The organism is Stenotrophomonas sp. STK16_22, from assembly GCF_051984505.1.
GTDB lineage: Bacteria > Pseudomonadota > Gammaproteobacteria > Xanthomonadales > Xanthomonadaceae > Stenotrophomonas > Stenotrophomonas maltophilia_A.
In genome coordinates, this window is sequence record NZ_CP196972.1 from 1071321 (window position 1) to 1098082 (window position 26762).

Sequence of the window (26762 nt, forward strand, 5' to 3'; positions counted from 1 at the left end):
CGTCACTGCGGGCGCGGGAAGCTGGCGATGATGTCCAGCTGCTCCTGTGCCTCGGCATTGCCTTCGGCGGCTGCAGCCTGCACCTGCGCCATATCCGGGTGCAGCACCACCAGCAGCGGGTTCTCGCAGACCGGGCAGTCGTACTCGGTGGCGTCCTCGTCCAGCTCCATCTCCATGGCACGCGAGCTGCCCTTCCATTCGCAGGCCGGGCAGGTGTGCTGCTGGTCGCGCCAGCCGGGCTGGAAGTAGTTTTCTATCGTTGTTGCCATGGGTGTTCCCGTTGAGTGGGGTCCGAGCCCCGCTTGGCGGGCCCCGATCCTTGATGCGGTCAGTGCAGCAGCACCAGGGTGGCCAGGCCGAGGAAGGTGAAGAAGCCCATCGAGTCGGTCACGGCGGTCAGGAAGATGCCGCTGGCCAGCGCCGGGTCGAAGCCGAAGCGTTTCAGGGTCAGTGGCACCAGCACGCCGGCCAACGCGGCGAACAGCAGGTTGCAGGTCAGCGCGATGGCGATCACCGCCGACAGTCCGGGTGAATGGAACCAGGCCAATACGATCAGGCCCAGTACCGAGCCCAGCATCACGCCGTTCAACAAGGCGACCCGCACTTCCTTCCACAGCAGCGTGCGCGCGTTGGAGGCGCCCACCTGGCCCAGCGCCAGGCCGCGCACCATCAGCGCCAGCACCTGGGTGCCGGCGTTGCCGCCGAGGCCGGCGACGATCGGCATCAGCACCGCCAGCGCCACCAGCTTGTCGATGGTGCCCTCGAAGTGGCCGACCACGCTGGACGCCAGGAAGGCGGTGCACAGGTTCACCGACAGCCACATCAGGCGGCGGCGCATGGCGCGCCAGACCGGGCTGAACAGATCCTCGTCCTCGTCCAGGCCGGCGGCGCCAAGCGCCTGGTGCTCGGCCTGTCCACGGATGATGTCGACCACGTCATCGATGGTGATGCGGCCGACCAGGATGTTGTTGTCGTCCACCACCGGCGCGGAGATCCAGTCATGGTCGGAGAACTGGCGGGCGACCTCCTGGTCGCTTTCGCCGACATCGATCGCCGGTTGCTCGTCGTCGATCAGGCGGTTGATCGGGGTGGTGTCCTCGTGGGTCACCAGTGCCGCCAGCGACACCCGGCCGAGGTACTGATGGCGACGGCTGACCACGAACAGGTGGTCGGTGTGGTCGGGTAGTTCGCCACGCAGGCGCAGGTAGCGCAGCACCACGTCAACGTTGACGTCGGCGCGCACGGTCACCACGTCCGGGTTCATCAGGCGGCCGGCGCTGTCCTCGGGGTAGGACAGCACCTGCTCCAGGCGCTCGCGGTTCTCGCGGTCCATCGACTTGAGGACTTCGTCGATGACCGTGTCCGGCAGATCTTCGACCAGGTCGGCCAGATCGTCGATGTCCAGGTCTTCGACCGCGGCGATGATCTCGTCCGGGTCCATGTCGGCGAGCAGGCTCTCGCGCACGTCGTCGCCGACGTGGACCAGCACCTCACCGTCATCTTCCGGATCGACCAGGCCCCAGACCACCTCGCGCTTGCCCGGCGGCAGCGATTCGAGCAGGTTGCCGATCTCGGCCGGGGCCAGGGTGTTGACCAGGCGGCGCACCGGGCCCAGCCGACCGCTGTCCAGTGCGTCGGACAGCATCCGCAGTTGGCGCGCAGTCTTGTCGTGGCGTACAGCTTCAGCCATCGCAGCTCCCGCGGGATAAGAAAAGCCGCGATCCCGGCAAGGATGCGGCAACAGGGGTGTTCAGCGCGTCATTATCGCAAGGGGATGTTTCAACGCATAGCCGCCGGGCGGTGGTAGTGCCGGCCGCTGGCCGGCAAGCGGCCCCATCGAAGGCCATGAGGTTGCCGGCCAGCGGCCGGCACTACCCTTGGCGCTCAGGGCGTATCCGCCACCAGCGCCAGCCAGCGCTCGATCGCGCGGCGGTCGCGTGCGGCCAGCAGCTTCGGTGCGCGCGCGCGCAGCGCGGCCAGGTCGGCCTCGCGGATCGCGCGGCGCACCTCCAGCAGTGTGCCGGGGTGCAGGCTGAATTCGCTCAGGCCCAGCGCCAGCAGCAGCGGAGTCATCCGTGCATCACCGGCCATCTCACCGCAGACCGCCACCGGAATGCGATGCCGCGCGCCGGTCTCGATCACCATCTGCAGCAACCGCAGCACGGCCGGATGCAGCGGCGAATACAGCTCGCCCAGTGCCTCGTTGTTGCGGTCAGCGGCCAGCAGGTACTGCACCAGGTCGTTGGTGCCGATCGACAGGAAGTCGACCAGGTCGATGAAGCTCTCCAGCGCCAACGCCGCAGCGGGCACCTCGATCATCGCGCCCAGCGGCACATGGTCGGACACCATGTGGCCTTCGCTGCGCAGCTGTTCGGTCAGCTTGAGCATGCGCCGGCGCACCGCCAGCAGTTCCTCGCGGGTGCTGACCATCGGCACCAGCACGCGCAGCTTGCCGTAGGCCGAGGCGCGCAGGATCGCGCGCAGCTGGGTGTCGGCCACCTTGGGCCGTGCCAGCGACAGGCGTACGCCGCGCAGTCCCAGGGCCGGGTTTTCTTCGTTGCTCAGGGTCAGGCCGGTGCGGTCGGCCTTGTCCGCGCCCAGATCGAGCGTGCGGATGGTGACCGGTCGCCCGCTCATGCCCAACGCGGCATCGCGGTAGGTCTGGAACTGTTCTTCTTCGTCCGGCAGCTCGTTGCGCTGCAGGAACAGGAATTCGGTGCGGTACAGGCCCAGCCCCTGCGCGCCCAGCGCATGCGCCTGGGTGACGTCCTCCAGCGATTCGGCATTGGCCAGCAGGGCGATGTCGACCTGGTCGCGGGTACGGCTGGGTTTGCTGCGCAGGCGGCCGAGCTCGCGCTGCTCGCGCGCATGTTCTTTCAGGCGCGCGCGGTAGTCACGCAGGTTGTCGGCCTGCGGGTTGGCGGTGATGCTGCCGTCGGCGCCATCGATGATCAGCACGTCGCCATCGGCGATGCGGCTGAGCAGCTGCGGCACGTTGACGATCAAGGGCAGGTGCAGGCTGCGCGCCAGGATCGCACTGTGCGACAGCGCGCTGCCGGCGGCGGTGACGATGCCGACCACGCCCTGCGCCTGCAACTGGGCAAGCTCGGAGGGCGCGATGTTGTCGCAGACCAGGATTTCACCGGCCAGGCCTTTCATCACCGGCGGGCGTTCGGGCTGCAGGAAGGCGTGGATGCGGCCGATCACATGGTCGAGGTCGTCCATGCGGCTCTTCAGATAGGCATCGTCCATGCCATCGAAGACCTTGGCCAGGCGGTCACGCTGCAGGCGCAACGCATAGCCGGCGCTGTAGGGGCCGCTGCGGATCAGTTCGTCCAGCCCGAACAACAGCTCGGGGTCGTCCAGCAGCAGGGCATGCAGGTCGAGGAACTCGCCCACCTCCTGGTTCAGGGCGCCATGCAGGCGCTGCCGCAGTTCGTGCATTTCCGTGCGCGCGGCATCCACCGCGCGGTGCAGGCGGGCCAGCTCGGCCTCGACCTGATGGGCGGCGACGCGCTGCTCGGCCACTTCCAGCGCATGTGGCAGGCGCACCCGCGCCCGGCCCATCGCTGCGCCACGGGCAGCACCGTGCCCGGCCAGCAGCTGTACCGGCCGCTGGCCGGAGGGGACCTGGCCGGCGCGCGCGCGTGGCACGCTCAGCTGTCCTCGTCGAAGCGGCGTTCGAACAGGCCGACCACCGCTTCCATCGCGGCGGCTTCGTCCTCGCCGTTGATGCGCACCGTGACCGGGGTACCCTGGCCGGCGGCCAGCAGCATCACGCCCATGATGCTCTTGGCGTTGATCTCACGGCCCTTGGCGGCCATGGTCACGTTGCAGCGGAACGGCGCCAGGGTCTGCACCAGCTTGGCGGTGGCCCGGGCGTGCAGGCCCAGGCGGTTGCTCACGGTGAGTTCTCGTTCAAGCATCGTCGACTATCGCTCCATTACGGGTACCCGCCGCGGCTGTGGCGGGCAGTTGATCCAGTCCCTGTTCCGGATAATTCATCACCCGCAGCAACATCGGCAGGCTCAGCGCCGACACCCGGCGAACCGGGGTCCCCAGCCGGGCCAGCTGCCCGGCAAGGTTGGCGGGGCTGGCGCCGTACAGGTCGGTCAGGATCAGCACGCCTTCACCATTGTCGACCCGCCGCAGAGCGGCCGAGGCGAGCGGGAGCAGGGCGTCCAGGTCTGCGTCGAACGGTACTTCGAAAGCTTCGGTTTTCAGCGGCAATTGCCGCAGGAGCCGGGTCGCCACGTCAAGCAGGGCGGTCCCGACCCCGGGATGTGTTACGAGGAGAATGCCACAGGTCATTACTGCACGTTAACAGGTCAAGGTGAATTGGCGATAGCAGCAGATGAGGGGCACTGTGTCCCGTATTCAGCGTTGCTCGGGTCAGAGCCCATTTCCGTTGGAAAAGGATCCGACCCCATCCGTTTTTCGGTGCCTGACCGGGATTCATCCACGCATGGCGTGGATCTACCGTGTCGACCAAGGTCGACACCTACCAACAGCACACGGAATCTGTCAGAGGTGGGGCGGTGTGGGTCTGCAGGACCGTTGGCGCCATGGATGGCGCCATCGAGCCCCCATGGACGGGTTTACGGCGTGTCCTGCAGACCCACGCCGCCCCGCCATCCCACGTAATCCCGCTCTTGCCGTTGACGTGGCCTCTGCGGGTGCCGGGCGCAGCCCGGCCGACCCCTCAATCCTGTTCGCGGTGGTAGGTCGCCACGTCTTCCCAGCCCATCTCGCGGGCATGCCGGGCCAGGCGCTCGGCCAGGAACACCGAACGGTGCTTGCCGCCGGTGCAGCCGAAGGCCACGGTCACATAGCTGCGGGTGCCATCCCCCAGCTTCGGCAGCCAGGTATCGAGGAAATCCATCAGCTGGGTCAGGTAGCGCTGCACGTCCGGCTGCGCTTCCAGGTAGTCGCGCACGCCTGGTTCGCGGCCACTCAGCGCACGCAGATCCGGGTCCCAGTGTGGATTGGGCAGCACCCGCGCATCGAACACGAAGTCTGCCTCGGCTGGCACGCCGCGCTTGTAGGCGAACGATTCGAACAGCAGCGACAGGCCGGTGGCATGGTCCATCGTGAACTCGGTGATGATCCGCCGCCGCAGCTGATGCACGTTGAGATTGCTGGTATCGATCACCGCATCGGCCTCGCGGCGCAGCGGTGCGGTCAATTCACGCTCACGCGCGATCGCTTCGGGCAGCGACAGGCCCAGCTGGCTCAGTGGATGGCGGCGGCGGGTGTCGGCGTAGCGTTTGAGCACGGCCTCGTCGCTGGCCTCGAAGAACAGCACCTTCACTTCCACGCCGGCATCGGTGGCCAGCTGCCGCCAGTCGCCCAGCTGGCTCAGGTCGGCCTGGCCGCGCACGTCGATGCCTACGGCCAGGCGGCGTGGTGCGCTGCCGTCGTGGTTGGCCAGCAGGCTGCGCACGAAGTCGGGCAGCAGATTGATCGGCAGGTTGTCCGAGCAGTAGTAGTCCTGGTCCTCGAAGGTCTTCAGGGCGACGGATTTACCCGAGCCGGACAGGCCGCTGACGATGATCAGGGTCGGGGCGGAGGGGGTGACGGTGCTCATGGACAGGCTCTTCGAAGGACAGGGGAATCAGGGTGTTCGCCGTTCCAGCAGGTTGCTGTGGCGGGCGATGAACATGGCCGCCGGGTCGATGCCCTTGGTGCGCAGGATGTGCAGGCGGGTCGCGGCCTCGGTCAGCACGGCCAGGTTGCGGCCGGGCATCACCGGCAGGGTGATCAGCGGTACATCCAGGTCCAGCACATGGCGGGTGCCCGAGTCGCCGGTCAGGCGCTCGTAGCCATGCGGGGTGGGTTCGGTCATCGGCTTGGTCAGGTGGACGATCAGCCGAAGGTACTTGTTCTTCTTTACAGCCGTGTCGCCGAACATCTCGCGCACGTTCAGCACGCCCAGGCCGCGCACTTCCAGCAGGTCCTGCAGCAGTTCGGGGCAGGTGCCATCGAGCACGTCGGGCGCGATCTGGGTGAATTCGGGCGCATCATCGGCGACCAGGCGGTGCCCGCGGCTGAGCAGTTCCAGCGCCAGCTCGCTTTTGCCCGATCCGGCCTCACCGGTGATCAGCACGCCGATGGAGTAGATCTCCATGAACACGCCATGCAGGATCACCCGCGGCGCCAGCGTGCGCGCCAGGTGGTAGGACAGGTGGTTGAGCAGTTCGTGGCCGCGCTTGGGCGACAGCCACAGCGGCGTGCCGGATTCATCAGCGGCGGCACGCAGGTCTTCCGGGCAAGCCTGGTTGCGGGTCAGCACCAGCGCCAGCGGGTGCGACTGCATGATCTTTTCGATGGTCTCCCAACGCTGGCGCGGTTCCAGCGCATCCAGCCAGGACAGTTCCTCGGTACCCAGGATCTGCACCTTGTTGGGGTAGATCGCATTGAGGTAGCCGGCCAGCGACGGACGCCGCGAGACCGTGTTGCCGGCCTCCAGCTCGCGCTTCTCGCCGGACTTGCCGGCAGCCCAGCGCAGCCCCAGCCGCTCGCGCTGCTGTTCGAACAGTTCACGGGCGGTGATGCTGGTATTCATGCGGCACTCGCAGGTGGGGTCATGTCCAGCGCCTCGCGCAGCGCCCGGGCATCGCCCGCTTCGCGCAGGGCCTGGCGGATGTCGGGCGCCGAAAACAGCTCGGCCAGCTCGGACAGCAGCATCAGGTGCTGGTGGGTGTAGTGGGCGGGGACGGCCATGGCGAACACCAGGTCCACCGGCTCGTCGCCACCGAAGTCGACCGGGGTGGCCAACCGCAGCAGGGCGCCGCGGGGGCGGTCCAGGGTTGGCGCGCGGCCGTGGGGAATGGCGATGCCGTGACCGATCGCGGTGCTGCCCAGCGCTTCGCGCTGGCACAGGTTCAGATAGATCTGTTCGGCGTTGGCCTGGCGGCAGGCCAGCAACCCGGCGGCGGCCTGCAGGACGCTGTCGCGGTCGGTGGCCGTGCAGAGCTGGGTCTGCACGGCCGCCAGGAGGTCAGTCAGGGGCATGTCTGCGGGGAACGGTGGCGATCAACCACCATTGTCGCCCACCGGCAGCGGTGCGTGCTGCTGTTTTTTCTCCTTGTGCTTGATCACCAGACGGTCAAGCTTGTCCGCAAGCAGGTCGATCGCGGCATACATGGTCTGGGCATTGGCCTCGGCGTGCAGGGTCTGGCCGGGAATGTTGAGGCTGGCGTCGACGTGGTGTTCGGTCTTCTGCAGCTTGAGGGTCACCCGCGCTTCGCAGTGCTGGTCGAAGTGTTTGCCGATCCGGGCCAGCTTCTCCTCTACATAGGACTGCAGGGCCGGGGTGACTTCGACATCTTTGCCAAACGTTTCGATGCGCATCGGGTTTCTCCTGTGTTCGGATGTGCCAATGAACCTCTCCGCCGGGCGCGGCGGCGCGTCAAGCGATTCTGACCCTTTCGTGCGAGGCGGAAATGTTCATGGCTTCACGATACTTCGCCACGGTGCGTCGCGCTACTGGAATTCCCGACGATTTGAGCAGGTCAGCCAGCTTGGCGTCAGAAAGCGGCTTGCGCGGGTTCTCGTCGTCGATCAGGCGCCGGATCATCGCCTGGATGGCCGTGCTGGACGCCTCGCCACCGCCCTCGGTATCGATGCCCGAGGCGAAGAAGGCGCGCAGCGGCAGGGTGCCGCGCGGGGTACGCACGTGCTTGCGGGCGATCGCACGCGAGACCGTGGATTCGTGCAGGCCGAGCTCGGTGGCGATCTCGCGCAGGGTCAGTGGACGCAGCGCCTGCTCGCCGAATTCGAGGAAGCTGGCCTGCTGCAGGATCAGGCTGCGTACCACCCGCAGCAGGGTTTCGCCACGCTGCTGCAGCCCTTTCAGCAGCCAGCGCGCTTCCTGCAGCTGGGCACGCAGGTAGCCGGCATCGGCGTCGCCACAACGTCGGATCAGCTGTTCGTAGCCGCGGTGGATCACCACCTTCGGCCCGGCATGCGCGGCCAGCGCTGCGCGCCATACGCCGTTCTGCCGCCACACCACCACATCCGGCACCACGTAGGTGTCCTGCGACAGCGGTGCGATCTGCGTGCCCGGGCGCGGGTCCAGCGAGCGCAGCAGGGTGACTGCGGTCTCGACCTCGTCCAGGGGCTGTTTCAGTTCATGGGCCAGCCCGGCGACGCCGCTGCGCGGCAGCCGTTCCAGCGGGCCTGCGGCAATCTGTCGCGCCAGCACCAGGCCGGGCGTGTCACCGGCCAGCACATCCAGCTGCAGCAGCAGGCATTCGCCCAGCGTGCGTGCAGCCACACCGACCGGATCGAAACGCTGGATGCGATGCAGCACGGCGAGGATCTCGTCCTCGTCGGCGTGGATCGCCGGCAACAGGGTTTCGGCGATGGTGGCCAGCGGCTCGCGCAGGTAACCGTCGTCGTCCAGCGCATCGATCAGTGCGGCACCGATACTGCGATCACGCGAGGACAGATGCGACAGATGCAGCTGCCACAGCAGATGGTCGGCCAGTGTTTCGGTTTCGGCTACGCGCTCGGCGGCGCTGCCGGTGTCGTCGTCATCGTCGAAGCTGCCGCCGTTGCCGGCCGCGCTCCAGTCCAGTTCGGCCGGTGCCCAGTCGTCACCGGCATCGGTACGTTCTGCGGGCGCATCACCGTCGTTGCCATCGTTGCCATCGCTGCCTTCGTTGCTGGCGCTGCTGCTGTCACTGCTATCGGCCCAGTCCAGCAGCGGATTGCTTTCCACCGCCTGGGCGATCTCCAGCTCCAGCTCGGTGGTGGACATCTGCAGCAGCTTGATCGCCTGCTGCAACTGGGGCGTGAGCACCAGCTGCTGTCCCAACGATGTCTGCAGCCGAGTCTTCATGCCTGTGCCGAAAGGAAGGAGAGGGACCCGGCGCTTGCCGTCACAGCTTGAAGGAATCCCCAAGGTAGACGCGACGCACGTCGGCATTGTCCAGGATCGCTTCCGGCGAGCCCTGGGCCAGCACGCTGCCCTCAGCGAGAATATACGCGCGGTCGCAGATTCCCAAGGTCTCGCGCACGTTGTGGTCGGTGATCAGCACGCCGATGCCACGCTGCTTGAGATGGGTGACGATGCGCTGGATCTCGCCGACGGAAATCGGGTCGACGCCGGCGAACGGTTCGTCGAGCAGGATCAGGCGCGGCTGCGCGGCCAGGGCACGGGCGATCTCGCAGCGGCGACGTTCGCCACCGGACAGGCTGGCGCCGAGCTGGTCGGCGACGTGGCCCAGCTGCAGTTCGTCGAGCAGGCTGTTCAATTCACGCTCGCGGCCAGCCGAATCCAGGCCCTCGCGCAGCTCCAGCACCAGGCGGATGTTGTCGGCCACGGTCAGCTTGCGGAACACCGACGGCTCCTGCGGCAGGTAACCCACGCCCTGCTTGGCCCGGGTATACATCGGGTCGCCGGTGATGTCCTTGCCGTCGAGCACGATGCTGCCAGCATCGGCGGCAACCAGGCCGACGATCATGTAGAAGCAGGTGGTCTTGCCGGCGCCGTTGGGGCCGAGCAGGCCGACCACTTCACCGGCGTCGAGGGTCAGCCCGAAGTCCTTGACGACTTCGCGTTGCTTGTACTTCTTGCGCAGGCCCTTGGCGACGAGCATTACTTCCTGCTCCCGGCCGGCTGTGCCGGCGTGGTGGCCTTGGGCTGTGCCGCAGGTGCGGCCGGGGTCTTGTTCTTCGGCGGGATGACGGTGCGCACGCGGCTGCCGTCACCACCGGAGTTCATTTCGCCGGTGCGGGTGTTGTAGATCATGCGCTGGCCGGCATTGGTGCCGCGCGCGCTGGTGACCTTGTAGTTGCCGGTCAGGGTGATGATCTCGGTCTTGATGTCGTAGTCGATGCGATCGGCCAGCGCGTCCATCCAGGTGCCATCATCGAGCTGCTGCTTCATCTTGGCCTGCTTGCCGGTGAACACCACACGCACCGCTTCGCCGTCCTTGAGGTAGATCTCGGCCTCGGACGAGCGCAGGTCCAGCGTGCCCTGGGTGATGATCACGCCCTGCGACAGCACGGTCTTGCCGTCGCCGGTGAGCGTGCCCGACTGGGCGCCGGAATCGATGTGCATGTCTTCGTTGCGGTCGGTGGACTTGGCGAAGGCGGCGCTGGGGACAAGAAGACCGAGCGCGAGTACGGCGGCAAAGGGAATCTTCATCGGGGTCCGTTCTACCGGTGGGGGCCTGCCGGGCGGGCCGGGGGCGGAGGGTGGGGCTGCCGGCCCTGCGCCTGTCCGGAGACGTCGCAGGCTGGCGGCGGAATCAGCGTTTGGGCGTGTAACGGCCCTTGGACTGGCTGACGAAATGATACGTGTTGTTCTTCGAATCCACTTCGAAGCCGACGCCGGACTGTTCCATGCCCGGGCGGGTCATGGTCACCAGGGCGTCGGTACGGGCGCGGTTCTCCTTCGGGAACACGTCCAGGTGGTCGGTGCGGAAGGTGGTCGGCACCGTGCCCGGGCCGACCGGGCTGTCGCCGGCGACATTGCCGCGCAGCTTCATCTCGTCGCCCTTGGCGCTGAGCCAGCCGGTTTCGGCACGCAGGGTCCAGTGCCTGCCATCCTTGTCCGGCATCTCGAACAACGGCGTGGCGATGTTGATGGTCTGGTCACCGCGCTGGCGTTCCAGCAACGGTGCGCGCAGCGTGGTCGATTCCTTGCCGTGCTCATCCAGGGCGACGATCTGGAAGTCGTGCAGGATGTAATCCACGCCCACTTCCTGGCCGCCACTGGCTGGTCCCTTGTCGCGGTTGCGCAGCGCCGCCCAGCTGCTCAGCAGGGCCGCCAGCAGCAGGCCGATGCCGAGCAGGGTGCGCCAGTTCACGGTCGGCAGGTTCATGCGCCGAACCTCGCCAGTACGGCGTCCACATGCCCCTGCGCGGCCAGCAGGATGTCGCACAGCTCGCGCGCGGCGCCACGCCCGCCATCGGCACGGGTCTGCCAGTGCACGCGCTCGGCGATCCACGGATGGGCGTTGGCCGGCGCCACGGCCAGGCCGACCGCGCCCAGCGGCGCCAGGTCGGGCAGGTCATCGCCCATGAAGGCCACCTGTTCCAGGCCGATGCCATGCTGCGCGCACAGCGCCTGCACGCTGGCCAGCTTGTCGCCCACGGCGATCTGGGTGTCGATGCCGAGGTCGGCGCCGCGCTTGAGCGCGGACTGGCTGTTGCGCGCGGTGATCAGCACGGGGTGGATGCCGTGCTGCTGCAGCAGTTTCAGGCCCAGGCCATCCTGCACGAAGTACGCCTTGCTCTCGTTGCCGTCCTTGTCGTAGTACAGCCGACCGTCGGTGAGGGTGCCGTCCACGTCGAAGCAGGCCAGGCGGATACGGGCCGCGGCGGCATGCAGGTGGGCAGGGAAGGCGGGCAAGGGGGACCAGGGCATCAGGGCGGCAGGCTCGGTGGGTTCGGGTGGGGCAGTACAGACTGAATGGGGTCTACGGACTGTCGGTTAAACCACCCGGGCCCGCAACAGGTCATGAATGTTCAGGGCGCCGACCGCACGGCCCTGGCCATCGACCACGATCAGGCCGGTGATCTTGTGGGTCTCCATCAGCCGGGCCGCCTCCACCGCCAGCTGGTCGGCGCCGATGGTGCGTGGGTTGCGCGTCATCACATCGGCGATCTTCGCGGTGCGCACGTCCAGCGCGCTGTCCAACGCGCGGCGCAGGTCGCCGTCGGTGAACAGGCCGATCAGCACGCCGCCGGCATCGACCACGGCGGTCATGCCCAGCCGTTTGCGGCTCATCTCCATCAGCGCTTCACTGAGACTGGCGTCGGCGCCCACGCTGGGCAGGTCGTCGCCGGTGTGCATCACGTCGGTGATGTGCAGCAGCAGGCGGCGGCCGAGGCTGCCGGCCGGGTGTGAACGGGCGAAATCGTCGGCGGTGAAGCCGCGCGCATCGAGCAGGGCCACCGCCAGCGCGTCGCCCATCGCCAGCGAGGCGGTGGTGCTGGAGGTCGGCGCCAGCGCCAGCGGACAGGCCTCGGCCGGCACGCTCACGTCCAGGTGTATGTCGGCGGCGGTGGCCAGGCTGGACTGTGGGCGCCCGGTCATGGAAATCAGCACGTTGCCCTGGCGCTTGAGCACCGGCAGCAGCATCAGCACCTCGTCTGACTCGCCCGAATAGGACAGGGCCAGCACCACGTCGTCCTCGGTGATCATGCCCAGGTCGCCGTGGCCGGCTTCACCCGGGTGCACGTAGAACGCCGGCGTACCGGTGGACGCCAGGGTGGCGGCGATCTTGCGGGCGATGTGCCCGGACTTGCCCATGCCGGTGGCGACCACCCGGCCGCGGCTGCCCAGGATCGCCTGGCAGGCCTGCTGGAACGCCTCGCCAAGGCGGTCGGCCACGGCGTCCAGCGCCTGCCGCTCGATCTCGAAGACGCGGCGGCCGCTGGCGACCAGGCCGGCAGGGTCGACGGAACGGGGGGGCAACAGGGATTCGGCCATGCGGACGCCACGCAGCGGAAGTAGAATGGAGGCACATTTTATTAGGAAAGCCCGTTGGACGCCGACACCATCCGCAATCTGATCGAAACCGGCCTGCCCGGCGCCCGCGCCGACGTGCAGGGCGACGATGGCGTGCATTTCGAAGCGACCGTGGTCTGCGAGGCCTTCGCCGGCAAGATGCCGCTGGCCCGCCACCGCATGGTGTATGCCACGCTGGGCGACCTGATGGGCGGCGCGATCCACGCGCTGGCGCTGAAAACCGTGACCCCGGCCGAAGCCGGCTGAACCGCAGAAGATCCCGAATACATGGCCAAGATCGTTGTGACCGGCGGCGCTGCGCTGCACGGTGAAGTGAGCATCTCCGGCGCCAAGAACGCCGTCCTCCCCATTCTCTGCGCGACCCTGCTGGCCGATGCGCCGGTGGAGATCACCAACGTGCCGCACCTGCACGACGTGGTCACCACGGTGAAGCTGCTGGGCGAGCTGGGCGCCAAGGTCACCATCGACCAGGGCACGCTGTCGCGCGGCAGTGCGATCGTGGTCGACCCGCGTTCGGTCAACCAGCACGTGGCACCGTACGAGCTGGTCAAGACCATGCGCGCCTCGATCCTGGTGCTGGGCCCGCTGCTGGCCCGCTTCGGCGCGGCCGAAGTATCGCTGCCGGGCGGCTGCGCGATCGGTTCGCGTCCGGTCGACCAGCACATCAAGGGCCTGCAGGCGCTGGGTGCCGAGATCGTGGTCGAGAACGGCTTCATCAAGGCCACCGCCAAGCGGCTGAAGGGGGGGCACTTCACCTTCGACATGGTCAGCGTCACCGGCACCGAGAACGTGCTGATGGGCGCGGTGCTGGCCGAAGGCACCACCATCCTCGACAACTGCGCGATGGAACCGGAAGTGACCGATCTGGCGCACTGCCTGATCGCGCTGGGCGCGAAGATCGAAGGCCTGGGCACTGCCCGCCTGGTGATCGAAGGCGTCGAGCGCCTGTCCGGCGGCCGCCATGAAGTGCTGCCCGACCGCATCGAGACCGGCACCTTCCTGGTGGCCGCAGCGATGACCGGTGGCAAGGTCACGGTCAACCGTGCGCGCCCGAACACCATGGACGCGGTGCTGTCCAAGCTGGTCGAAGCCGGTGCGAAGATCGAGACCACCGAAGACACCATCACCCTGGACATGCAGGGCAAGCGGCCGAAGGCGGTCAACCTGACCACCGCGCCGTACCCGGCATTCCCGACCGACATGCAGGCGCAGTTCATGGCGCTCAACTGCGTGGCCGACGGCGTGGGCGTGATCAACGAAACGATCTTCGAGAACCGTTTCATGCACGTCAACGAACTGCTGCGCCTGGGCGCGGACATCCAGGTCGAAGGGCATACCGCCATCGTGCGTGGCAACGAGCACCTGAGCGGCGCGCCGGTGATGGCCACCGACCTGCGCGCCTCGGCATCGCTGATCCTGGCCGGCCTGATGGCCAGCGGCGATACCACCATCGACCGCATCTACCACCTTGATCGTGGCTACGAGAACATCGAAGAGAAGCTGTCTTCGCTCGGCGCCACCATCCGGCGCGTGCCATGATCCTGCGCGGCAAGTTCAGCCCGCGTCGCAAGGCGCTGCTGGCTCTGGTGCTGATCGTGCTGGCGTGGCTGGGCTATGCCTGGTACGCCAACATCGCCATCACCCAGGGCATCGAGCAGAAGGACATGGACTGGAACGGCGATGGCACGGTCTCGCGCGACGAGATCATCGAGTCGTTCTATGCCGTTGCGGTGAATGACAGCCAGGATGGCAACCGTCATTGCCGCACTTTCGTCTGGCGCAGCACCGGCGAGCAGATCCGCGTGGACTGCCGCACCGAGTTCAAGCCGGCCGAGGAACAGAAACCGGCTGAAGCGAAGAAATAAGAAAACGCCCGCGAAAGCGGGCGTTTTCTTTTCGGTAGTGCCGGCCGCTGGCCGGCAACCCCATCAACCTCGTGGAGCATCGCGAGAATGCCGGGCAGTGGCCGGCACTACCGGTTCGCGCGTCAGTTCATCGCCTTGATGGTCAGGTCCAGCGCATCGCGGCCGCTCTCACGCTGCAGCATGCGCGCCGGTACCGGGAATTCCGGCACGATCCACGCGATCAGCTCCTTGTTGCCGTCGGCGCGCGAGACCTTGGTGGCTTCGTAGCTCTTGCCGCCCACGGTGATCGACTCCTTGCCGATCACGCGGTAGGTCATGTTCTTGATGCGGCCTTCGTCGACCATGCGATAGGTCAGCGGCTTGCCGGCGGCCAGGTCGCGGGCGATCGCCAGGTTGATCAGCAGTGCATCCATGTCACCGGACTTCAGTGCGATCGGGCCGGCGCGGTCCGGCTTGATGTCGCCGGTCCAGGTGGCCTGGTTGCTGGTCCAGTTGTAGTTGGCCTGCACGTTGCGCTTCTTCACCAGCAGCGCCGAACGGTCCTGGCTGCTGAGCGGGCGCAGCTGGCCGCGCACCTCTTCGAACACGGTGCTCTGGCTCAGGTCGGCCAGCTGGTTCTTCACCTGCAGGCTGTAGCGCCACTTGTTGCTGCCTTCGCTGGCCAGGGTCATGGTGCCGTTGGCCTGCATGCCCATGTAGCTGGCCAGGTAATCGGCCTTGAACGGTTCCAGCGCCATGGCCGGCAGGCTGGCCACGGTCAGGGCAGCGGCTGCGATCCAGGTGAGGGGGCGGGTCAGGGTATTCATGCTCAGACTCCTTGGTATTCGATCAGGCGCAGATCGACGCGGTCTTCGCCGTCTTCGCGTTGCAGGATGCGCACCGGGGTGGGGACACCGTTGGCGATCCAGAGAATGGTTTCGTTTCTGCCACCGTTGGTCCGGTAGACCCGCAGTGCGTTGTAGGACAGGTCGCCGACCTCGACGTTCTCGGTGTGCGGCGCGGCCTGGTAGTCGTGTTCGCGGACCTTGCCCATGTCCACGTAGCGGTAATGCATGGAGGCGCCTGGACGCGCATCGCGCATGATCGCCAGGTTGATCAGCAGCGCGCTCTGGTCGCCTGCCTGCAGCGGGATCGGTTGCGCGCGTTCCTTCTTGACGTCACCGGTCCATTGCGCGGTGCCGGCCTGCCAGTTGTAGGTGCCGACCGCCTTCTTGCCCAGGAACAGGCCCTTGCGCACCGTGCTCTGGCTGAGCGGCGCATACACGCCGCTGCGCTCCTCGAACACTGTGCTCTGTTCGATGTTCAGGCCCAGCACGCTGGCAAAGCCGCGGCGGCCGACCACCTGCATGTCCACCCGCCACTGGCTGCCGCCGGTGTGGGTGACCTGCATGCTGGCATCGCCCGCTTCCTTGCCCTTGTAGAAGGCCTGGTAGGTGGCGCTGAACGGTTGCAGCGGCGGTGGCTCCCAGGCCAGTGCCGGTGGCATCGGTACGGCCGGCGCATCGGCTGGCGGCTGAGCTGCGGGCACCGGTGCCGGCGGGGCGGCGGGCGCCTGTGCCTGGCCCCAGCCCACGCCGGGGAACACGGCAAGCGACAACAGCAATGGAGTGGACAGCAGGGTCGTGGTCTTCATGGAGGACAGGGACCGCAGGAGGGGGCAGGATGCCAGCCCCGCAGTCAGCGGGGCGTGTGCATGGGGGCTACCGGTTCAGGTTCCCGGCGGAATCTAGGGCCAACGGGCTAAACAGGGGGTGACCGTCCAGTTGCGGCTGGCCCTCCCGTTCAGCCAGGCGGCCGGCGCACAACAGCTGCAGGGTGGCGATCAGCAGCGGATGCTCCACCGCCAGCACGCGCGCGGCCAGGCTCTCGGCGTCATCGCCGGGCAGCACCGGCACCCGCACCTGCGCCAGCACGGCGCCCGCATCCAGCTCGGGCACGACCAGATGCACGCTGGCACCGTGCTCGGCGTCGCCCGCCTGCAGCGCCCGGGCGTGGGTGTCCAGGCCCTTGTGCAGCGGCAGCAGCGATGGATGGATGTTGACCAGCCGGCCATTGAAGCGCTGTACGAAGGCCGCGCCGAGGATGCGCATGTAGCCGGCGCAGACGATCCAGTCCGGTTGTACTGCGGCCAGCGCATCGCCGAGCGCCTGCTCGTAGCTGGCGCGGTCGCTGAAGGACTTCGGTGCATGCGCCCAGCGCAGGTTCGGTGCGACGCGCTGCAGGGCCTCTGCGGCGGGGCGGTCGGAAAACACGCCGACCACCTCGGCGGGCAGTCGGCCGTCGGCAATGGCATCGAGGATGGCCTGCAGGTTGCTGCCGCGGCCGGAGGCGAGCACGGCAATGCGGGTGGTCGCGGTCACTGCTGGGCGCTCCGGCGGATCAGCGGCCAGATCAGCAGGCTGCCGAGGGTGGCCATCAGCATGTCGGCGTGCGCGTCCCACATGTCGCCCTGCTGCCCGTTGTAGGCCTCGGCAGCATCCGGTGACAGCGCCAGCGCGATGGCCCACTCGAACCATTCGTAGACCAGGCTGGCACACATCACCGTCATCACCGCCAGGGTGAAGGCCTGGCCCAGGCGCAGCGCCGGCCACGCATGACGGGCAAGCTGCAGCAGCGCAGGAGTGAAGCAGACGCCGAACAGGAAGTGGATGAGGCGATCAAAATGGTTGCGCTGCCAACCGAAGGCCGCATTCGGCGACCAGCCGCTCAGCGTCTGCGCCCAGGCGTCGTAGGGCACGTTGGAATACAGCCAGCGCGCGGCCACGCAGTGCAGGGCGATGAAGCCGCAGATCGCGATGAAGGCACCATTGCCCAGCCAGCCGCCGCGACGGTCGACCCACAGCAGCGCGGCCAGCCCGATCACGGTCAGGGTGCTGTGCAGGGCCTGTTCGGTAGGCCACAGCGGGTGGACCCAGCTGATTGCGAACACCGCCAGCACGGCGGCAAAGGCCAGCTTCTTGGGGCCCGAGAAACGGTGGGTGGTGGGCGAAGCGGACGTCGGGAGGGCAGGCGCGGACATGGGAAATCGATCAGGAAAGGACGGGGCGTCTGCCGGCAGGTTCAGACACTGAGGTGGTCGCCGCGGTCGAACAGCGCGGCCATGTCAGGTTTGGACAGGAACACCCAGGCATAGGCGGCCAAGGCCATGCCCAGCGGGCCGGCCAGTACGCCCAGCCACGCCGCGCGCCGGCACCAGGCCAGCCCGGTGCGATGTGACAGCTGGCGCGCGGTATACAACTGCACGAACCCCAGCACGGCCGCCAGCACGGCGATGGACGCATAGACCGTGGTCAGCATCCAGGCGTCGTCCAGCCCGCGCGAGTGGGCCACCCATCCGCTGAGGCCAAGGAACGCCACTGTGGCGAACCAATGGAAGCCGGCCAACGCGTAGAACAGCACTTTCAGCGTCTGCAGATGGCTGGTCAGCTGCAGCTGCGCCAGGGTCTGATGCGGCAGCGGCGGCGGATTGCCGGAGGCGGTCATGCGGGCGTGGTGGGAAGGTCGAAGGCGGCCTTCACCTGCGGGCGCAGCAGGGTGATCAGGCCGAACACCCCCAGCACCGTGCCGATGGGGGTGAACAGGCAGGCCAGGCCGGCCGCGATCAGGCACAGCAGGTAGCGGCGTCTCTGGGCCAGGCAGCGGCCGGCATAGGCGACGAACGCGCCCAGGCTGACGCCACCGAATACGGCGATGCAACCGATGAGGGTGAACATCCAGCCGAACAGGCGCTGTTCGGCCGGCGACGACGGCTGGCCGCCGGAATTCATCGGCAGGTTGCCGGTGAGCGCGGTGATGCCCAGCACGATGTGGATGATGAAGATCAGCGAGAACAGCACGATCAGGCCGCCGACCACGTAGTGCGCGATGGCCAGCATGCGCAGGTGGTCGGCATCCTGCGCGTTGAACACCGGTACCGTCGCCAGCGGCGGCGGCACGGGGGCGGGCGACAAGGGGGGCGTTGCGTCCATGCGGGCTCCTGGGTTGTCGGGATCAGGCGATGTGGACGCGCTCGGCGCCTTCGGCGGTGACCACCTGGCCGATGGTCCAGTGCTCCAGGCCCTGCGCCTTGACCGCATCGGATACCGCGGCCACCTGGTCCGGCGCCACGATCAGCACGAAGCCGATACCGCAGTTGAAGGTACGCCACATCTCGCTGTCGGCGACCGCGCCTTCCTTCTGCAGCCACTGGAACACCGGCGGCAGGGTCCAGGACGAGGCCTGGATGTCCAGGCCGAGGCCTTCGGGCACCACGCGGATGATGTTCTCGGTCAGGCCACCACCGGTGATGTGGGCCATGCCGTGGATGGCCGCGCCGTGCGACTTCAGCAGCGACAGGATCGGCTTCACGTACAGGCGGGTCGGCGCCATCAGCGCATCGACCAGCTTCACGCCGCCTTCCAGCTCCAGCTCGGCCGGGCGGCCGGCGCGGTCGTAGATGCGGCGCACCAGCGAGTAGCCGTTGGAATGCGGGCCGGACGAAGCGATGCCGATCAGCACATCGCCGGCAGCCACGCTGGCGCCATCCTTCAGCTCGCTCTTCTCGACGGCGGCGACGGTGAAGCCGGCCAGGTCGTACTCGCCCGGGGCATACATGTCGGGCATTTCAGCGGTTTCGCCGCCGATCAGCGCGCAGCCGGCCTCGGTGCAGCCGTTGGCGATGCCGCCCACGACCGCCGCGGCGGTGTCGATGTCCAGCTTGCCGGTGGCGAAGTAGTCCAGGAAGAACAGCGGTTCGGCACCCTGCACCAGCACGTCGTTCACGCACATGGCGACCAGATCGATGCCGATCGTATCGTGGCGGTTCAGCTGGTGGGCCAGCTTCAGCTTGGTGCCCACGCCGTCGGTGCCCGACACCAGCACCGGCTCGCGGTACTTGTTGGACAGGTCGAACAGGGCGCCGAAGCCGCCCAGGCCGCCCATCACTTCCGGGCGGAAGCTGCGCTTGACCAGGGGCTTGATCCGCTCGACCAGTTCGTTGCCGGCGTCGATGTCGACACCCGCGTCACGGTAGGTGAGGGGGGAGGGGGCGGAAGACGGGGTGTTGGTCACGGGCGTCGGCGCTGGCAGGGGTTGAACGGGCGATTTTAACAGGCCGCATTGGCGCAAAGGCCGTATTCGGGCAACAATTCCCCCGGATACGTCGAGCCAATGGATGTCCTGATGCGCCGCAGCCTGATTCTGACCCTGCTCCTTGCGCTGAGCCTGCCGGTGGCCACGATGGCCCAGAGCGGCCTGCGCACCGAGGGTGATGTTGCCACCGCCACTGGCGCGTACGAGGCCGAAGTGCCCGTCAACAGCCAGGCCGAAGCCGACCGCAACGGTGCGCTGGCCCGCGCCTTGAGCGTTGTACTGGGCAAGTTGTCCGGCGATCGCAGCGTGATGTCGCGCCCTGGCGTGGCGCAGGCGCTGCGCAATGCCAAGGATTACGTGGCCAGCTACGACTACAAGCAGGACCAGAGCGTGAGCGCCAGTGGCGCCCCCAGCTTCCGCACCCTGCTGGTGGCCCGCTTCCGCGAGGACGATGTCGATTCGCTGGTGTCGGCGCTGGGCCTGCCGCTGTGGCCGCAGCCCCGACCGAAGCCGGTGCTGTGGCTGGCCGTCGATGACGGCAGCGGTCCGCGCCTGGTCAGCGTGCAGCAGGCCAACGCCGCCCGCCCGTTGCTGAACCGCGCCATTGAACGCGGCTACAAGCTGGGCCTGCCCAGCGGTGGTGCCGCCGAACAGGCGCTGGCCGGTGCCATCTGGCGCCAGGACAGTGCCGCCGTGGCCCGTGCCTCTTCGCGCTACTCGCCGCCGATGCAGCTGATCGGCAAGCTGTACCGCGCCAATGGCGGCTGGCAGGCGGACTGGGTGTTCGTTGACAACGGCCGTGAGCTGAACAAGTGGACCAGCAAGGACGCCAACGCCATGCGCGCGATGGCCGCCGGTGCCGATGGTGCCGCCGATGCGCTGGTCAAGCGCTATGCCAAGGCCGGCGCGGCCGTCGGCCAGGCCGGCACCTACCGGGTGGTGGTGACCGGCATCAACAGTGCCGACGACTACCTGCGCCTGGCTGCGGGCCTGCGTGAGGTGCCGGTGGTGCGCAACGTCACCCCGCTGCACGCTTCGGCCGGCCAGCTGGAGCTGAGCCTGGAGATGACCACCGGCCTGGCCGGCTTCAACCGCATGCTGGGCGACAACGGCGTGCTGGTGCCGAGCGCACCGCTGCCGGCCCTGCCGACGCCGATCGACGACACCACCGGTGCCCCGGTCGCTGCGCCGGTCAGCAACGAGTACCGCCTGCGATGAACCTGACCCCGGAAGCGGAAATCGCGCAGTTTCTGCGCCGCCTGAAGTACATCCTGTTCGCCGGCCTGATCGGCTGGGTGGTGTGGTTGCTGGCGCCGATCCTGACCCCGTTCGTGCTGGCGCTGGCGCTGGCCTGGCTGGGCGATCCGCTGGTGGACCGCATCGAGGCCACCGGCCGTTCGCGCATGACCGGCGTGGTGCTGGTGTTCGCGGCGATGGTGCTGGTGATCGTGGCGCTGCTGCTGGTGCTGGTGCCGATGATCGAGCGCCAGATCACCACCCTGATTGCGGTCGCGCCGCAGGCACAGGCGTGGCTGATGGAAAAGGGCATTCCCTGGTTCGAGCAGAAGACCGGCCTGGAAGTGATGCAGTGGCTGGACCCGGACCGCCTGATCGAATGGGTGCGCAGCCACTGGCAGCAGGCCGGCGGCTTCGCCACCACGTTCATGGGCTACGTCTCGCGTTCGGGCTTTGCGATGGTGACCTGGGTGGTCAACATCCTGCTGCTGCCGATCCTGGCGTTCTACTTCCTGCGTGACTGGGACAAGCTGGTCGAGCGCGTGGCGTCGGTGATTCCGCGCAACCAGATCGGCACCATCTCCGCGCTGGCACGCGAATCCAACGAAGTGCTCGGTGCGTTCATCCGCGGGCAGTTCCTGGTGATGCTGGCGCTGGGCGTGATCTATGCCGGCGGCCTGTCGCTGGTCGGCCTCAAGCTGGGTCTGCTGATCGGCCTGATTGCCGGCCTGATCAGCTTCATTCCCTACCTGGGCGCGACCACCGGCATCCTGATGGCGGTGGTCGCCGCACTGGTGCAGGCACAGGGCTTCGACCTGAAGCTGCTGATCCTGGTCGGCGTGGTGTTCACCGTGGGCCAGCTGCTGGAAAGCTACGTACTGACCCCGCGCATCGTCGGCGACAAGATCGGCCTGCACCCGGTGGCAGTGATCTTCGCGGTGATGGCCGGCGGCCAGTTGTTCGGCTTCCTCGGCATGCTGCTGGCGCTGCCGGTGGCAGCGGTGACCAACGTGCTGCTGCGCTACGCGCACCAGCGTTATCGCCAGAGCGAGCTGTACGTGGGTGAGAAGCCGGCGATCGTGCTTGATGGCGTGGTCGATGCCCCCCATATCATCATTCCGAACGACAAGGGCCCCGACCTGAAGTGATGGGTGTGCCGCAACTGCCGCTGGCCCTGCATTACCCGCGGGACCAGCGCCTGGAGACCTTCATCGGCGCGCCGGACGGCGCGCTGGCGCAGCTGCGCGCGATCGCGGTGGGTGCCAGCCACGATTGGGTTTATCTGGAAGGTGCGGCGGGCACGGGCAAGACCCACCAGGCACTGGCGATGTGCTCCAGCGCCGAGCAGGCCGGGCGACTGCCGACCTACGTACCGCTGGCCAGCGCCGCCGGCCGCGTACGCGCGGCGCTCGATGGGCTGGAAGCGCGCGAACTGGTGGCGCTGGACGGCCTGGACGAGGTTGCCGGCAACCGCGAGGACGAGATCGCGCTGTTCGATTTCCACAACCGCGCGCGCGCTGCGGGCGTGACCGTGCTGTACACGGCGCAGAAGGCGCCGGAAGAACTGGGCCTGGTACTGCCCGATCTGCGCTCGCGGTTGGGCCAGTGCGTGCGCGTGCTGCTGCAGCCGCTGGATGAGGAAGGGCGGGCAGCGGTGCTGCGTGAGCGCGCGCTGCGGCGTGGGCTGGCGATCGACGAGGCCTCGATCGAGTGGCTGCTGTCGCACACCGGTCGCGAGCTGGGTGGATTGATCACGCTGCTGGACTGGCTGGACCGCGAGTCGCTGGCGGCGAAGCGGCGGATCACCGTGCCGTTCCTGCGCCAGGTGCTGGAAGAAGGCCGGCCGCGTTACTGAGGGTGGGGTTTGCTTTGCAGGGCTGCGCCCTGCACCCGCCGTAGTGCCGGCCGCTGGCCGGCAACAGCAAGAGCCGAAGCAACAGCAGAAGCTGGCTTCCTGAGGGGAGGCGGGGTGGCTCAGGTTGCGGGGGACGGCGCAAGTACGTCCATGTAGCCTCGGTCGCGCCATCCATGGCGCTCACGCCCCCGCAACCTGAGCCACCCCGCCTTCGACAGGTTCCCGCGATCTGCCGGGACTGCATACTGCACTGCTGTTGGTGGGTGTCGACCTTGGTCGACACGTGTCTTGCTTGTGGTGGGTGACGACCGTTGGTCGTCACCAGAGCAAGCGCAGCGACGCGACCCGCTTTTGCTTTTCTTTTTTCTTTTCCGTGGCTGGTCGCCCACGGAAACTGTCAGAGGCCGGGCGGGATGGGTACGCGGGGGTGTCTGCGGCATGGATGCCGCGGACAAGCCTCCATGGATGGATTCACGGCGTCCCCCGCGTACCCATCCCGCCCGGCCAAGCACGGCTTTGCAGTCGAGCAAGCTCGACTCTACTGATTAGGCATCCAGCCACGAGGGGCTCAGCCGTTCGCGGCCAACTCAACATCCAGCGCGCGCAGGCGATCTACCGTCCCGACATCGGTCCAGCGCCCGCGATGGTGCTGCCCCGTCATCAACCCCTGTGCCATGAAGTGCTTCTGCAGCGGCACCACCGAGAACTTCGGTGGGAGCCGCTCGCTGCCCGGTGCATCACCGATCACCGTGTGCCAGTCGGCCACGATGGAAGGGCGATACACGCCGATGCCGGCATAGGTCAGGCACGGTCCTTCGCGGTCGTGGTGCAGCAACCCCTGCGCATCGAGGCGGTAGTCACCGTTCGGGTGCTGAACCGGATTGTCGACCAGCACCAGATGCGCCTGGCCCTGCGGCTCGCGCGGCAGCGTGGTGAAATCGAAATCGGTCCAGATGTCGCCGTTCACCACCAGGAACGGGGCGTCGCCCAGCACCGGTAGTGCATTGAGGATGCCGCCGCCGGTTTCCAGCGGGGTCTGCCCTTCGTACATGAAATGCAGGCGCAGGCCCCATTGGCTGCCATCGCCCAGCGTCGCTGGAAACTGTTCGGCCAGCCATGCGGTGTTGACCACCACCTCGCGCACGCCGAGTGCGGCCAGGCGTTCCAGGTGCCAGACGATCAGCGGTTTGCCGGCCACTTCCAGCAGCGGCTTGGGCGTGTGCAGTGTCAGCGGGCGCATGCGCTCGCCGAGGCCGGCAGCAAAGACCAGCGCCTTCATCGGGCCACGCGCATCGGTGCGGCCAGGTCGGTCAGCGCCGGCTTGATGCGGTGTTCCAGCAGCTGCTGCAGCGGTGCCAGCTCGCGGTAGCGCGGCAGCACTTCATCCAGATAGGTGATGAAGCGCGGCGCGTCGTCGAGGTAATGGCCCTTGTTGTCGCGGTAGCGCAGGCGGCAGAACAGGCCGAGGATCTTCACGTGGCGCTGGATGCCCATCCAGTCGGCATCGCGCAGGAAGGTGGCGCGGTCGGGCACCGGCAGGCCGGCGTTGCGGGCGCGCTCGTGATACTGCGCCAGCCACTCGTCCACACGCTGCAGCGGCCAGCTCAGGAACGCGTCCTTGAACAGGCTCATCGCATCGTAGGCGATCGGGCCGCGCACCAGGTCCTGGAAATCCAGCACTGCCGGACCATTCTCGACCGGCATCAGATTGCGCGGCATGTAGTCGCGATGGGTCATCAGCTGGGCCTGGCCCAGCGCGTTGTCCATCAACCTGCGGTGCACCAGCTGCAGCCCTTCAATCTCACCGCAGTCCAGTTCCAGGTTCAGGTGGCGCTGCAGGAACCATTCGTCGAACAGGCCGGCATCGCGCTGCAGCAGCGCTTCGCCAAACTGGCCGAAGTCGGCCGGCACCGGGATCGCCTGCAGGCGCAGCAGCTGTTCGATCGAGCGGCCGAACCATTCGTCCGCGTTGCGCTCGTCGAGGATCTTCGCCAGGGTCGGGCCGCCGAGATCTTCCAGCAGCAGGAAGCCGGCATCCAGATCCTGTGCCAGCAGCGCGGGCACACGCAGGCCGTTGTCATCCAGCAGGCCGCGCATGCGCAGCCACGGGCGCGGATCTTCCAGCCCCGGCGGGGCATCCATCACGATGTGGCTGCCGCGCGTGCTGGTGGTGCGCCAGTAGCTGCGCATGCCGGCATCGACCGAGGCGCGTTCGACCACCGCACTGGAATCATCGAGCTGGGTACGGGCCCACTGCAGGCGCTGCGCGCTGCGCTGGGGATCAGAGGCGGGTTCGGTCATGCAGGCATATCCGGGCGCGCCGGGCGCGCCTACGTCGGGAACAGGAAGGGAAGAGGGTGCGGGATCAGCGGCGACCGCTGAACAGACGCAGGACGGCCAGCACGGCCACCGCGCCCAGCACCGCACCGAGGAAGCCGGCCGGCTCACCGGGGGCGTACCAGCCCATGTACTGGCCGAACCACCCGGCCAGCAGCGCGCCGATGATGCCCAGCACGATGGTCAGCAGGCAGCCCATGCGGTTGTTGCCGGGCATGAAGAATCGCCCGAGCAGGCCGACGAAGAAGCCGACCAGGATGATGTAGAGCCAGCTGCTGCTGCCGAACAGACCATTCATGCGCGCGATTTCCACCAAGGGTGGACGCAGCCTAGCAAGGCCAGGCTGCGTCCGTCACGGTGTGCCGGATTCAGCAGCAGCCGTGGTCGCCGTGGCGGGTGCCACTGTCGGCAGCCACCGGCGAACCGCTGGTCTCGCCGCGCAGGCTGGCGGCGTAGTGCTCGCTGATCACCTTGGACACGCAGGCGGTGACCTTCTTGCCCATCGGAATGTGCAGGAACTCGTTCGGGCCGTGTGCATTGGAGTGCGGACCGAGCACGCCGGTGATCATGAACTGGGCGCCCGGGAACTTCTCACCCAGCATGCCCATGAACGGAATCGAGCCACCTTCGCCCATGTACATCGCCGGCTTGCCGAAGAAGGCCTGGCTGGCGTCGTCGATGGCCTGGGTCAGCCACGGCGCCATGGCCGGGGCGTTCCAGCCGGTGGAGGCCTTTTCCAGATCCAGAGTGACCTGCGCGCCGTTCGGCGGATCGCGCAGCAGCGCTTCCTTCAGCAGCTCACCGCAGGTCTTGCCATCGGCGGTCGGCGGCAGGCGCAGCGACAGCTTCACCGAGGTCTGCGGGCGCAGCACGTTGCCGGCCGATTCCAGCGCCGGCATGCCACCGACGCCGGTGACCGACAGTGCCGGGCGCCAGGTGCGGTTGAGCACCAGTTCGGTCAGGTCCTCGTTCATCGGACGCAGACCGTCGACCATCGGGAACTTCTCGAAGATCTCGGTATCGACCACTTCGGCGGCGCGCTTGGCCTGTTCCTGGCGCTCGGCCGGGATCTCAACGTTCATGCCGTCGATCAGGATGCGGCCGGTGTCCTGGTCCTCGATGCGCGACAGCAGCTGGCGCAGCAGGCGGAAGCTGGACGGCACCACGCCGGAGGCATCGCCGGAGTGCACGCCTTCGTTGAGCACCTTCACGGTGAAGTTGCCGCCGGTCAGGCCGCGCAGCGAGGTGGTGCACCACAGCTGGTCGTAGTTGGCGCAGCCCGAATCCAGGCAGACCACCAGCGACGGCTTGCCGATGCGGTCGGCGAGGTGGTCGACGTAGGCCGGCAGGTCATAGCTGCCCGACTCTTCACAGGCTTCGATCAGCACCACGCAGCGGGCGTGCGGCAGGCCCTGGGCCTGTAGTGCCAGCACCGCGGCCAGCGAGCCGAAGATGGCGTAGCCGTCGTCCGCACCGCCGCGGCCATACAGCTTGTCACCGCGCAGGACCGGGGTCCACGGGCCGAGGTCGTCGTCCCAGCCGGTCATTTCCGGCTGCTTGTCGAGGTGGCCGTAGAGCAGGATGGTGTCGTCGCCGGTTTCGGCGCCGGTAGCCGGAATTTCCAGGAAGATCAGCGGGGTACGGCCTTCCAGGCGCACCACTTCAACCTTCAGGCCGGGCAGCTGCTGGGCCTTGGCCCAGTTCTCCATCAGGGTGACCGCCTGTTCCATGTAGCCGTTCTGCACCCAATTGGCGTCGAACATCGGCGACTTGTTGGGAATGCGGATGTAGTCGACCAACTGCGGGACGATTTCGCTGTCCCACTTGTCATTGACGAATTGGCCGAGCTTGGCGCTGTCCATCTGAAACTCCGGTTGCATGGGCTGATCCGGCCATTCTACGCCTGTGCCGC

32 protein-coding genes are annotated in these 26762 nt (G+C 67.6%); 6 read left to right on the forward strand and 26 right to left on the reverse strand.

Annotated elements, in window-relative coordinates:
• Positions 1-2 precede the first annotated feature (2 nt).
• The 15 genes from ACSYAO_RS04890 to ACSYAO_RS04960 form a co-directional block, all read right to left on the reverse strand.
• The gene (locus tag ACSYAO_RS04890; RefSeq protein WP_010483664.1) at positions 3-269 is read right to left on the reverse strand and encodes a hypothetical protein; all 267 of its coding nucleotides are present in this window, start codon (positions 267-269) and stop codon (positions 3-5) included.
• 59 nt (positions 270-328) lie between these two features.
• The gene (gene mgtE / locus ACSYAO_RS04895) at positions 329-1690 is read right to left on the reverse strand and encodes a magnesium transporter (RefSeq protein WP_010483662.1); all 1362 of its coding nucleotides are present in this window, start codon (positions 1688-1690) and stop codon (positions 329-331) included.
• Between the two features lie 194 nt (positions 1691-1884).
• Complete coding sequence (gene ptsP / locus ACSYAO_RS04900) at positions 1885-3654, reverse strand: phosphoenolpyruvate--protein phosphotransferase (RefSeq protein WP_100437450.1); 1770 nt, start codon at positions 3652-3654, stop codon at positions 1885-1887.
• A 2-nt stretch (positions 3655-3656) separates the two neighbouring features.
• Positions 3657-3926: an HPr family phosphocarrier protein gene (locus tag ACSYAO_RS04905; protein ID WP_005408385.1), complete on the reverse strand. Its 270-nt coding sequence runs from the start codon at positions 3924-3926 to the stop codon at positions 3657-3659.
• Positions 3919-4311, reverse strand: coding sequence for a PTS sugar transporter subunit IIA (locus ACSYAO_RS04910; RefSeq protein WP_049462131.1), 393 nt, complete (start codon positions 4309-4311; stop codon positions 3919-3921). Before ACSYAO_RS04910 ends, ACSYAO_RS04905 begins: the two co-directional genes overlap by 8 nt.
• Before the next feature lie 391 nt (positions 4312-4702).
• The gene (rapZ, locus tag ACSYAO_RS04915) at positions 4703-5587 is read right to left on the reverse strand and encodes an RNase adapter RapZ (protein WP_032130190.1); all 885 of its coding nucleotides are present in this window, start codon (positions 5585-5587) and stop codon (positions 4703-4705) included.
• A 27-nt stretch (positions 5588-5614) separates the two neighbouring features.
• Positions 5615-6565: an HPr(Ser) kinase/phosphatase gene (gene hprK, locus ACSYAO_RS04920; protein ID WP_005408388.1), complete on the reverse strand. Its 951-nt coding sequence runs from the start codon at positions 6563-6565 to the stop codon at positions 5615-5617.
• A complete protein-coding gene (locus tag ACSYAO_RS04925) occupies positions 6562-7014 on the reverse strand; it encodes a PTS sugar transporter subunit IIA (RefSeq protein ID WP_032130191.1) in 453 nt (150 codons plus the stop codon). Before ACSYAO_RS04925 ends, hprK begins: the two co-directional genes overlap by 4 nt.
• Positions 7015-7035: 21 nt before the next feature.
• The gene (gene hpf / locus ACSYAO_RS04930) at positions 7036-7353 is read right to left on the reverse strand and encodes a ribosome hibernation-promoting factor, HPF/YfiA family (RefSeq protein WP_004147311.1); all 318 of its coding nucleotides are present in this window, start codon (positions 7351-7353) and stop codon (positions 7036-7038) included.
• 58 nt (positions 7354-7411) lie between these two features.
• Positions 7412-8845: an RNA polymerase factor sigma-54 gene (locus ACSYAO_RS04935; RefSeq protein ID WP_100437451.1), complete on the reverse strand. Its 1434-nt coding sequence runs from the start codon at positions 8843-8845 to the stop codon at positions 7412-7414.
• 40 nt (positions 8846-8885) lie between these two features.
• The gene (lptB, locus tag ACSYAO_RS04940) at positions 8886-9605 is read right to left on the reverse strand and encodes an LPS export ABC transporter ATP-binding protein (RefSeq protein ID WP_049400688.1); all 720 of its coding nucleotides are present in this window, start codon (positions 9603-9605) and stop codon (positions 8886-8888) included.
• A complete protein-coding gene (gene lptA, locus ACSYAO_RS04945) occupies positions 9605-10156 on the reverse strand; it encodes a lipopolysaccharide transport periplasmic protein LptA (RefSeq protein WP_071228063.1) in 552 nt (183 codons plus the stop codon). Before lptA ends, lptB begins: the two co-directional genes overlap by 1 nt.
• Positions 10157-10259: 103 nt before the next feature.
• Entirely contained in the window at positions 10260-10835 is a 576-nt protein-coding gene (gene lptC, locus ACSYAO_RS04950; RefSeq protein WP_100437452.1) for an LPS export ABC transporter periplasmic protein LptC, read from the reverse strand.
• A complete protein-coding gene (locus tag ACSYAO_RS04955) occupies positions 10832-11380 on the reverse strand; it encodes a KdsC family phosphatase (protein ID WP_049398160.1) in 549 nt (182 codons plus the stop codon). Before ACSYAO_RS04955 ends, lptC begins: the two co-directional genes overlap by 4 nt.
• Positions 11381-11446: 66 nt before the next feature.
• The gene (locus ACSYAO_RS04960; protein ID WP_100437453.1) at positions 11447-12448 is read right to left on the reverse strand and encodes a KpsF/GutQ family sugar-phosphate isomerase; all 1002 of its coding nucleotides are present in this window, start codon (positions 12446-12448) and stop codon (positions 11447-11449) included.
• A gap of 54 nt (positions 12449-12502) precedes the next feature.
• Between ACSYAO_RS04960 and ACSYAO_RS04965 the strand changes: the two genes are divergently transcribed.
• The 3 genes from ACSYAO_RS04965 to ACSYAO_RS04975 are packed head-to-tail and all read left to right on the forward strand — an operon-like array spanning position 12503 to position 14352.
• The gene (locus ACSYAO_RS04965) at positions 12503-12733 is read left to right on the forward strand and encodes a BolA family protein (RefSeq protein WP_005408396.1); all 231 of its coding nucleotides are present in this window, start codon (positions 12503-12505) and stop codon (positions 12731-12733) included.
• Positions 12734-12754: 21 nt separating this feature from the next.
• Positions 12755-14026, forward strand: coding sequence for a UDP-N-acetylglucosamine 1-carboxyvinyltransferase (gene murA, locus ACSYAO_RS04970; protein ID WP_071228066.1), 1272 nt, complete (start codon positions 12755-12757; stop codon positions 14024-14026).
• Complete coding sequence (locus ACSYAO_RS04975) at positions 14023-14352, forward strand: hypothetical protein (RefSeq protein WP_032130368.1); 330 nt, start codon at positions 14023-14025, stop codon at positions 14350-14352. Before murA ends, ACSYAO_RS04975 begins: the two co-directional genes overlap by 4 nt.
• Before the next feature lie 122 nt (positions 14353-14474).
• Here ACSYAO_RS04975 and ACSYAO_RS04980 read toward each other — a convergent pair whose 3' ends face one another.
• The 7 genes from ACSYAO_RS04980 to purM form a co-directional block, all read right to left on the reverse strand.
• Complete coding sequence (locus ACSYAO_RS04980) at positions 14475-15158, reverse strand: DUF3108 domain-containing protein (protein WP_100437454.1); 684 nt, start codon at positions 15156-15158, stop codon at positions 14475-14477.
• Between the two features lie 2 nt (positions 15159-15160).
• On the reverse strand, positions 15161-15985 hold the full coding sequence (locus ACSYAO_RS04985) for a DUF3108 domain-containing protein (RefSeq protein ID WP_197656013.1): 825 nt from the start codon (positions 15983-15985) through the stop codon (positions 15161-15163).
• A gap of 67 nt (positions 15986-16052) precedes the next feature.
• Positions 16053-16712 (reverse strand): phosphoribosylglycinamide formyltransferase, encoded by a 660-nt coding sequence (purN, locus tag ACSYAO_RS04990; RefSeq protein ID WP_100437456.1) that lies wholly within the window; start codon positions 16710-16712, stop codon positions 16053-16055.
• Positions 16709-17371, reverse strand: a complete 663-nt coding sequence (locus ACSYAO_RS04995) for a DUF2238 domain-containing protein (protein WP_049398166.1) — start codon at positions 17369-17371, stop codon at positions 16709-16711. The genes purN and ACSYAO_RS04995 overlap by 4 nt, the downstream gene beginning before the upstream one ends.
• A 41-nt stretch (positions 17372-17412) precedes the next feature.
• Positions 17413-17835: a hypothetical protein gene (locus tag ACSYAO_RS05000; protein WP_032130364.1), complete on the reverse strand. Its 423-nt coding sequence runs from the start codon at positions 17833-17835 to the stop codon at positions 17413-17415.
• Positions 17832-18320 (reverse strand): hypothetical protein, encoded by a 489-nt coding sequence (locus ACSYAO_RS05005; protein ID WP_100437457.1) that lies wholly within the window; start codon positions 18318-18320, stop codon positions 17832-17834. Before ACSYAO_RS05005 ends, ACSYAO_RS05000 begins: the two co-directional genes overlap by 4 nt.
• 22 nt (positions 18321-18342) lie before the next feature.
• On the reverse strand, positions 18343-19401 hold the full coding sequence (gene purM, locus ACSYAO_RS05010) for a phosphoribosylformylglycinamidine cyclo-ligase (protein ID WP_100437458.1): 1059 nt from the start codon (positions 19399-19401) through the stop codon (positions 18343-18345).
• A 99-nt stretch (positions 19402-19500) separates the two neighbouring features.
• On the opposite strand from purM, the gene ACSYAO_RS05015 reads away from it, so the two are divergent.
• Genes ACSYAO_RS05015 through hda form a run of 3 tightly spaced genes read left to right on the forward strand, consistent with a single transcriptional unit; the run spans position 19501 to position 22513 of the window.
• Positions 19501-20640, forward strand: a complete 1140-nt coding sequence (locus ACSYAO_RS05015) for a DUF2066 domain-containing protein (RefSeq protein WP_032130361.1) — start codon at positions 19501-19503, stop codon at positions 20638-20640.
• Entirely contained in the window at positions 20637-21806 is a 1170-nt protein-coding gene (locus ACSYAO_RS05020) for an AI-2E family transporter (protein ID WP_032130360.1), read from the forward strand. The genes ACSYAO_RS05015 and ACSYAO_RS05020 overlap by 4 nt, the downstream gene beginning before the upstream one ends.
• A complete protein-coding gene (hda, locus tag ACSYAO_RS05025; RefSeq protein WP_032130359.1) occupies positions 21806-22513 on the forward strand; it encodes a DnaA regulatory inactivator Hda in 708 nt (235 codons plus the stop codon). Before ACSYAO_RS05020 ends, hda begins: the two co-directional genes overlap by 1 nt.
• A gap of 568 nt (positions 22514-23081) precedes the next feature.
• Here the strand turns inward: hda and murU are convergent.
• The 4 genes from murU to ACSYAO_RS05045 form a co-directional block, all read right to left on the reverse strand.
• Positions 23082-23792, reverse strand: a complete 711-nt coding sequence (gene murU / locus ACSYAO_RS05030) for an N-acetylmuramate alpha-1-phosphate uridylyltransferase MurU (RefSeq protein WP_100437459.1) — start codon at positions 23790-23792, stop codon at positions 23082-23084.
• A complete protein-coding gene (locus ACSYAO_RS05035; RefSeq protein WP_100437460.1) occupies positions 23789-24814 on the reverse strand; it encodes an aminoglycoside phosphotransferase family protein in 1026 nt (341 codons plus the stop codon). The genes murU and ACSYAO_RS05035 overlap by 4 nt, the downstream gene beginning before the upstream one ends.
• A gap of 64 nt (positions 24815-24878) precedes the next feature.
• Complete coding sequence (locus ACSYAO_RS05040; RefSeq protein WP_049398791.1) at positions 24879-25148, reverse strand: GlsB/YeaQ/YmgE family stress response membrane protein; 270 nt, start codon at positions 25146-25148, stop codon at positions 24879-24881.
• A 70-nt stretch (positions 25149-25218) separates the two neighbouring features.
• The gene (locus tag ACSYAO_RS05045) at positions 25219-26712 is read right to left on the reverse strand and encodes a M20 family metallopeptidase (protein ID WP_010483606.1); all 1494 of its coding nucleotides are present in this window, start codon (positions 26710-26712) and stop codon (positions 25219-25221) included.
• Between the last annotated feature and the right edge of the window lie 50 nt (positions 26713-26762).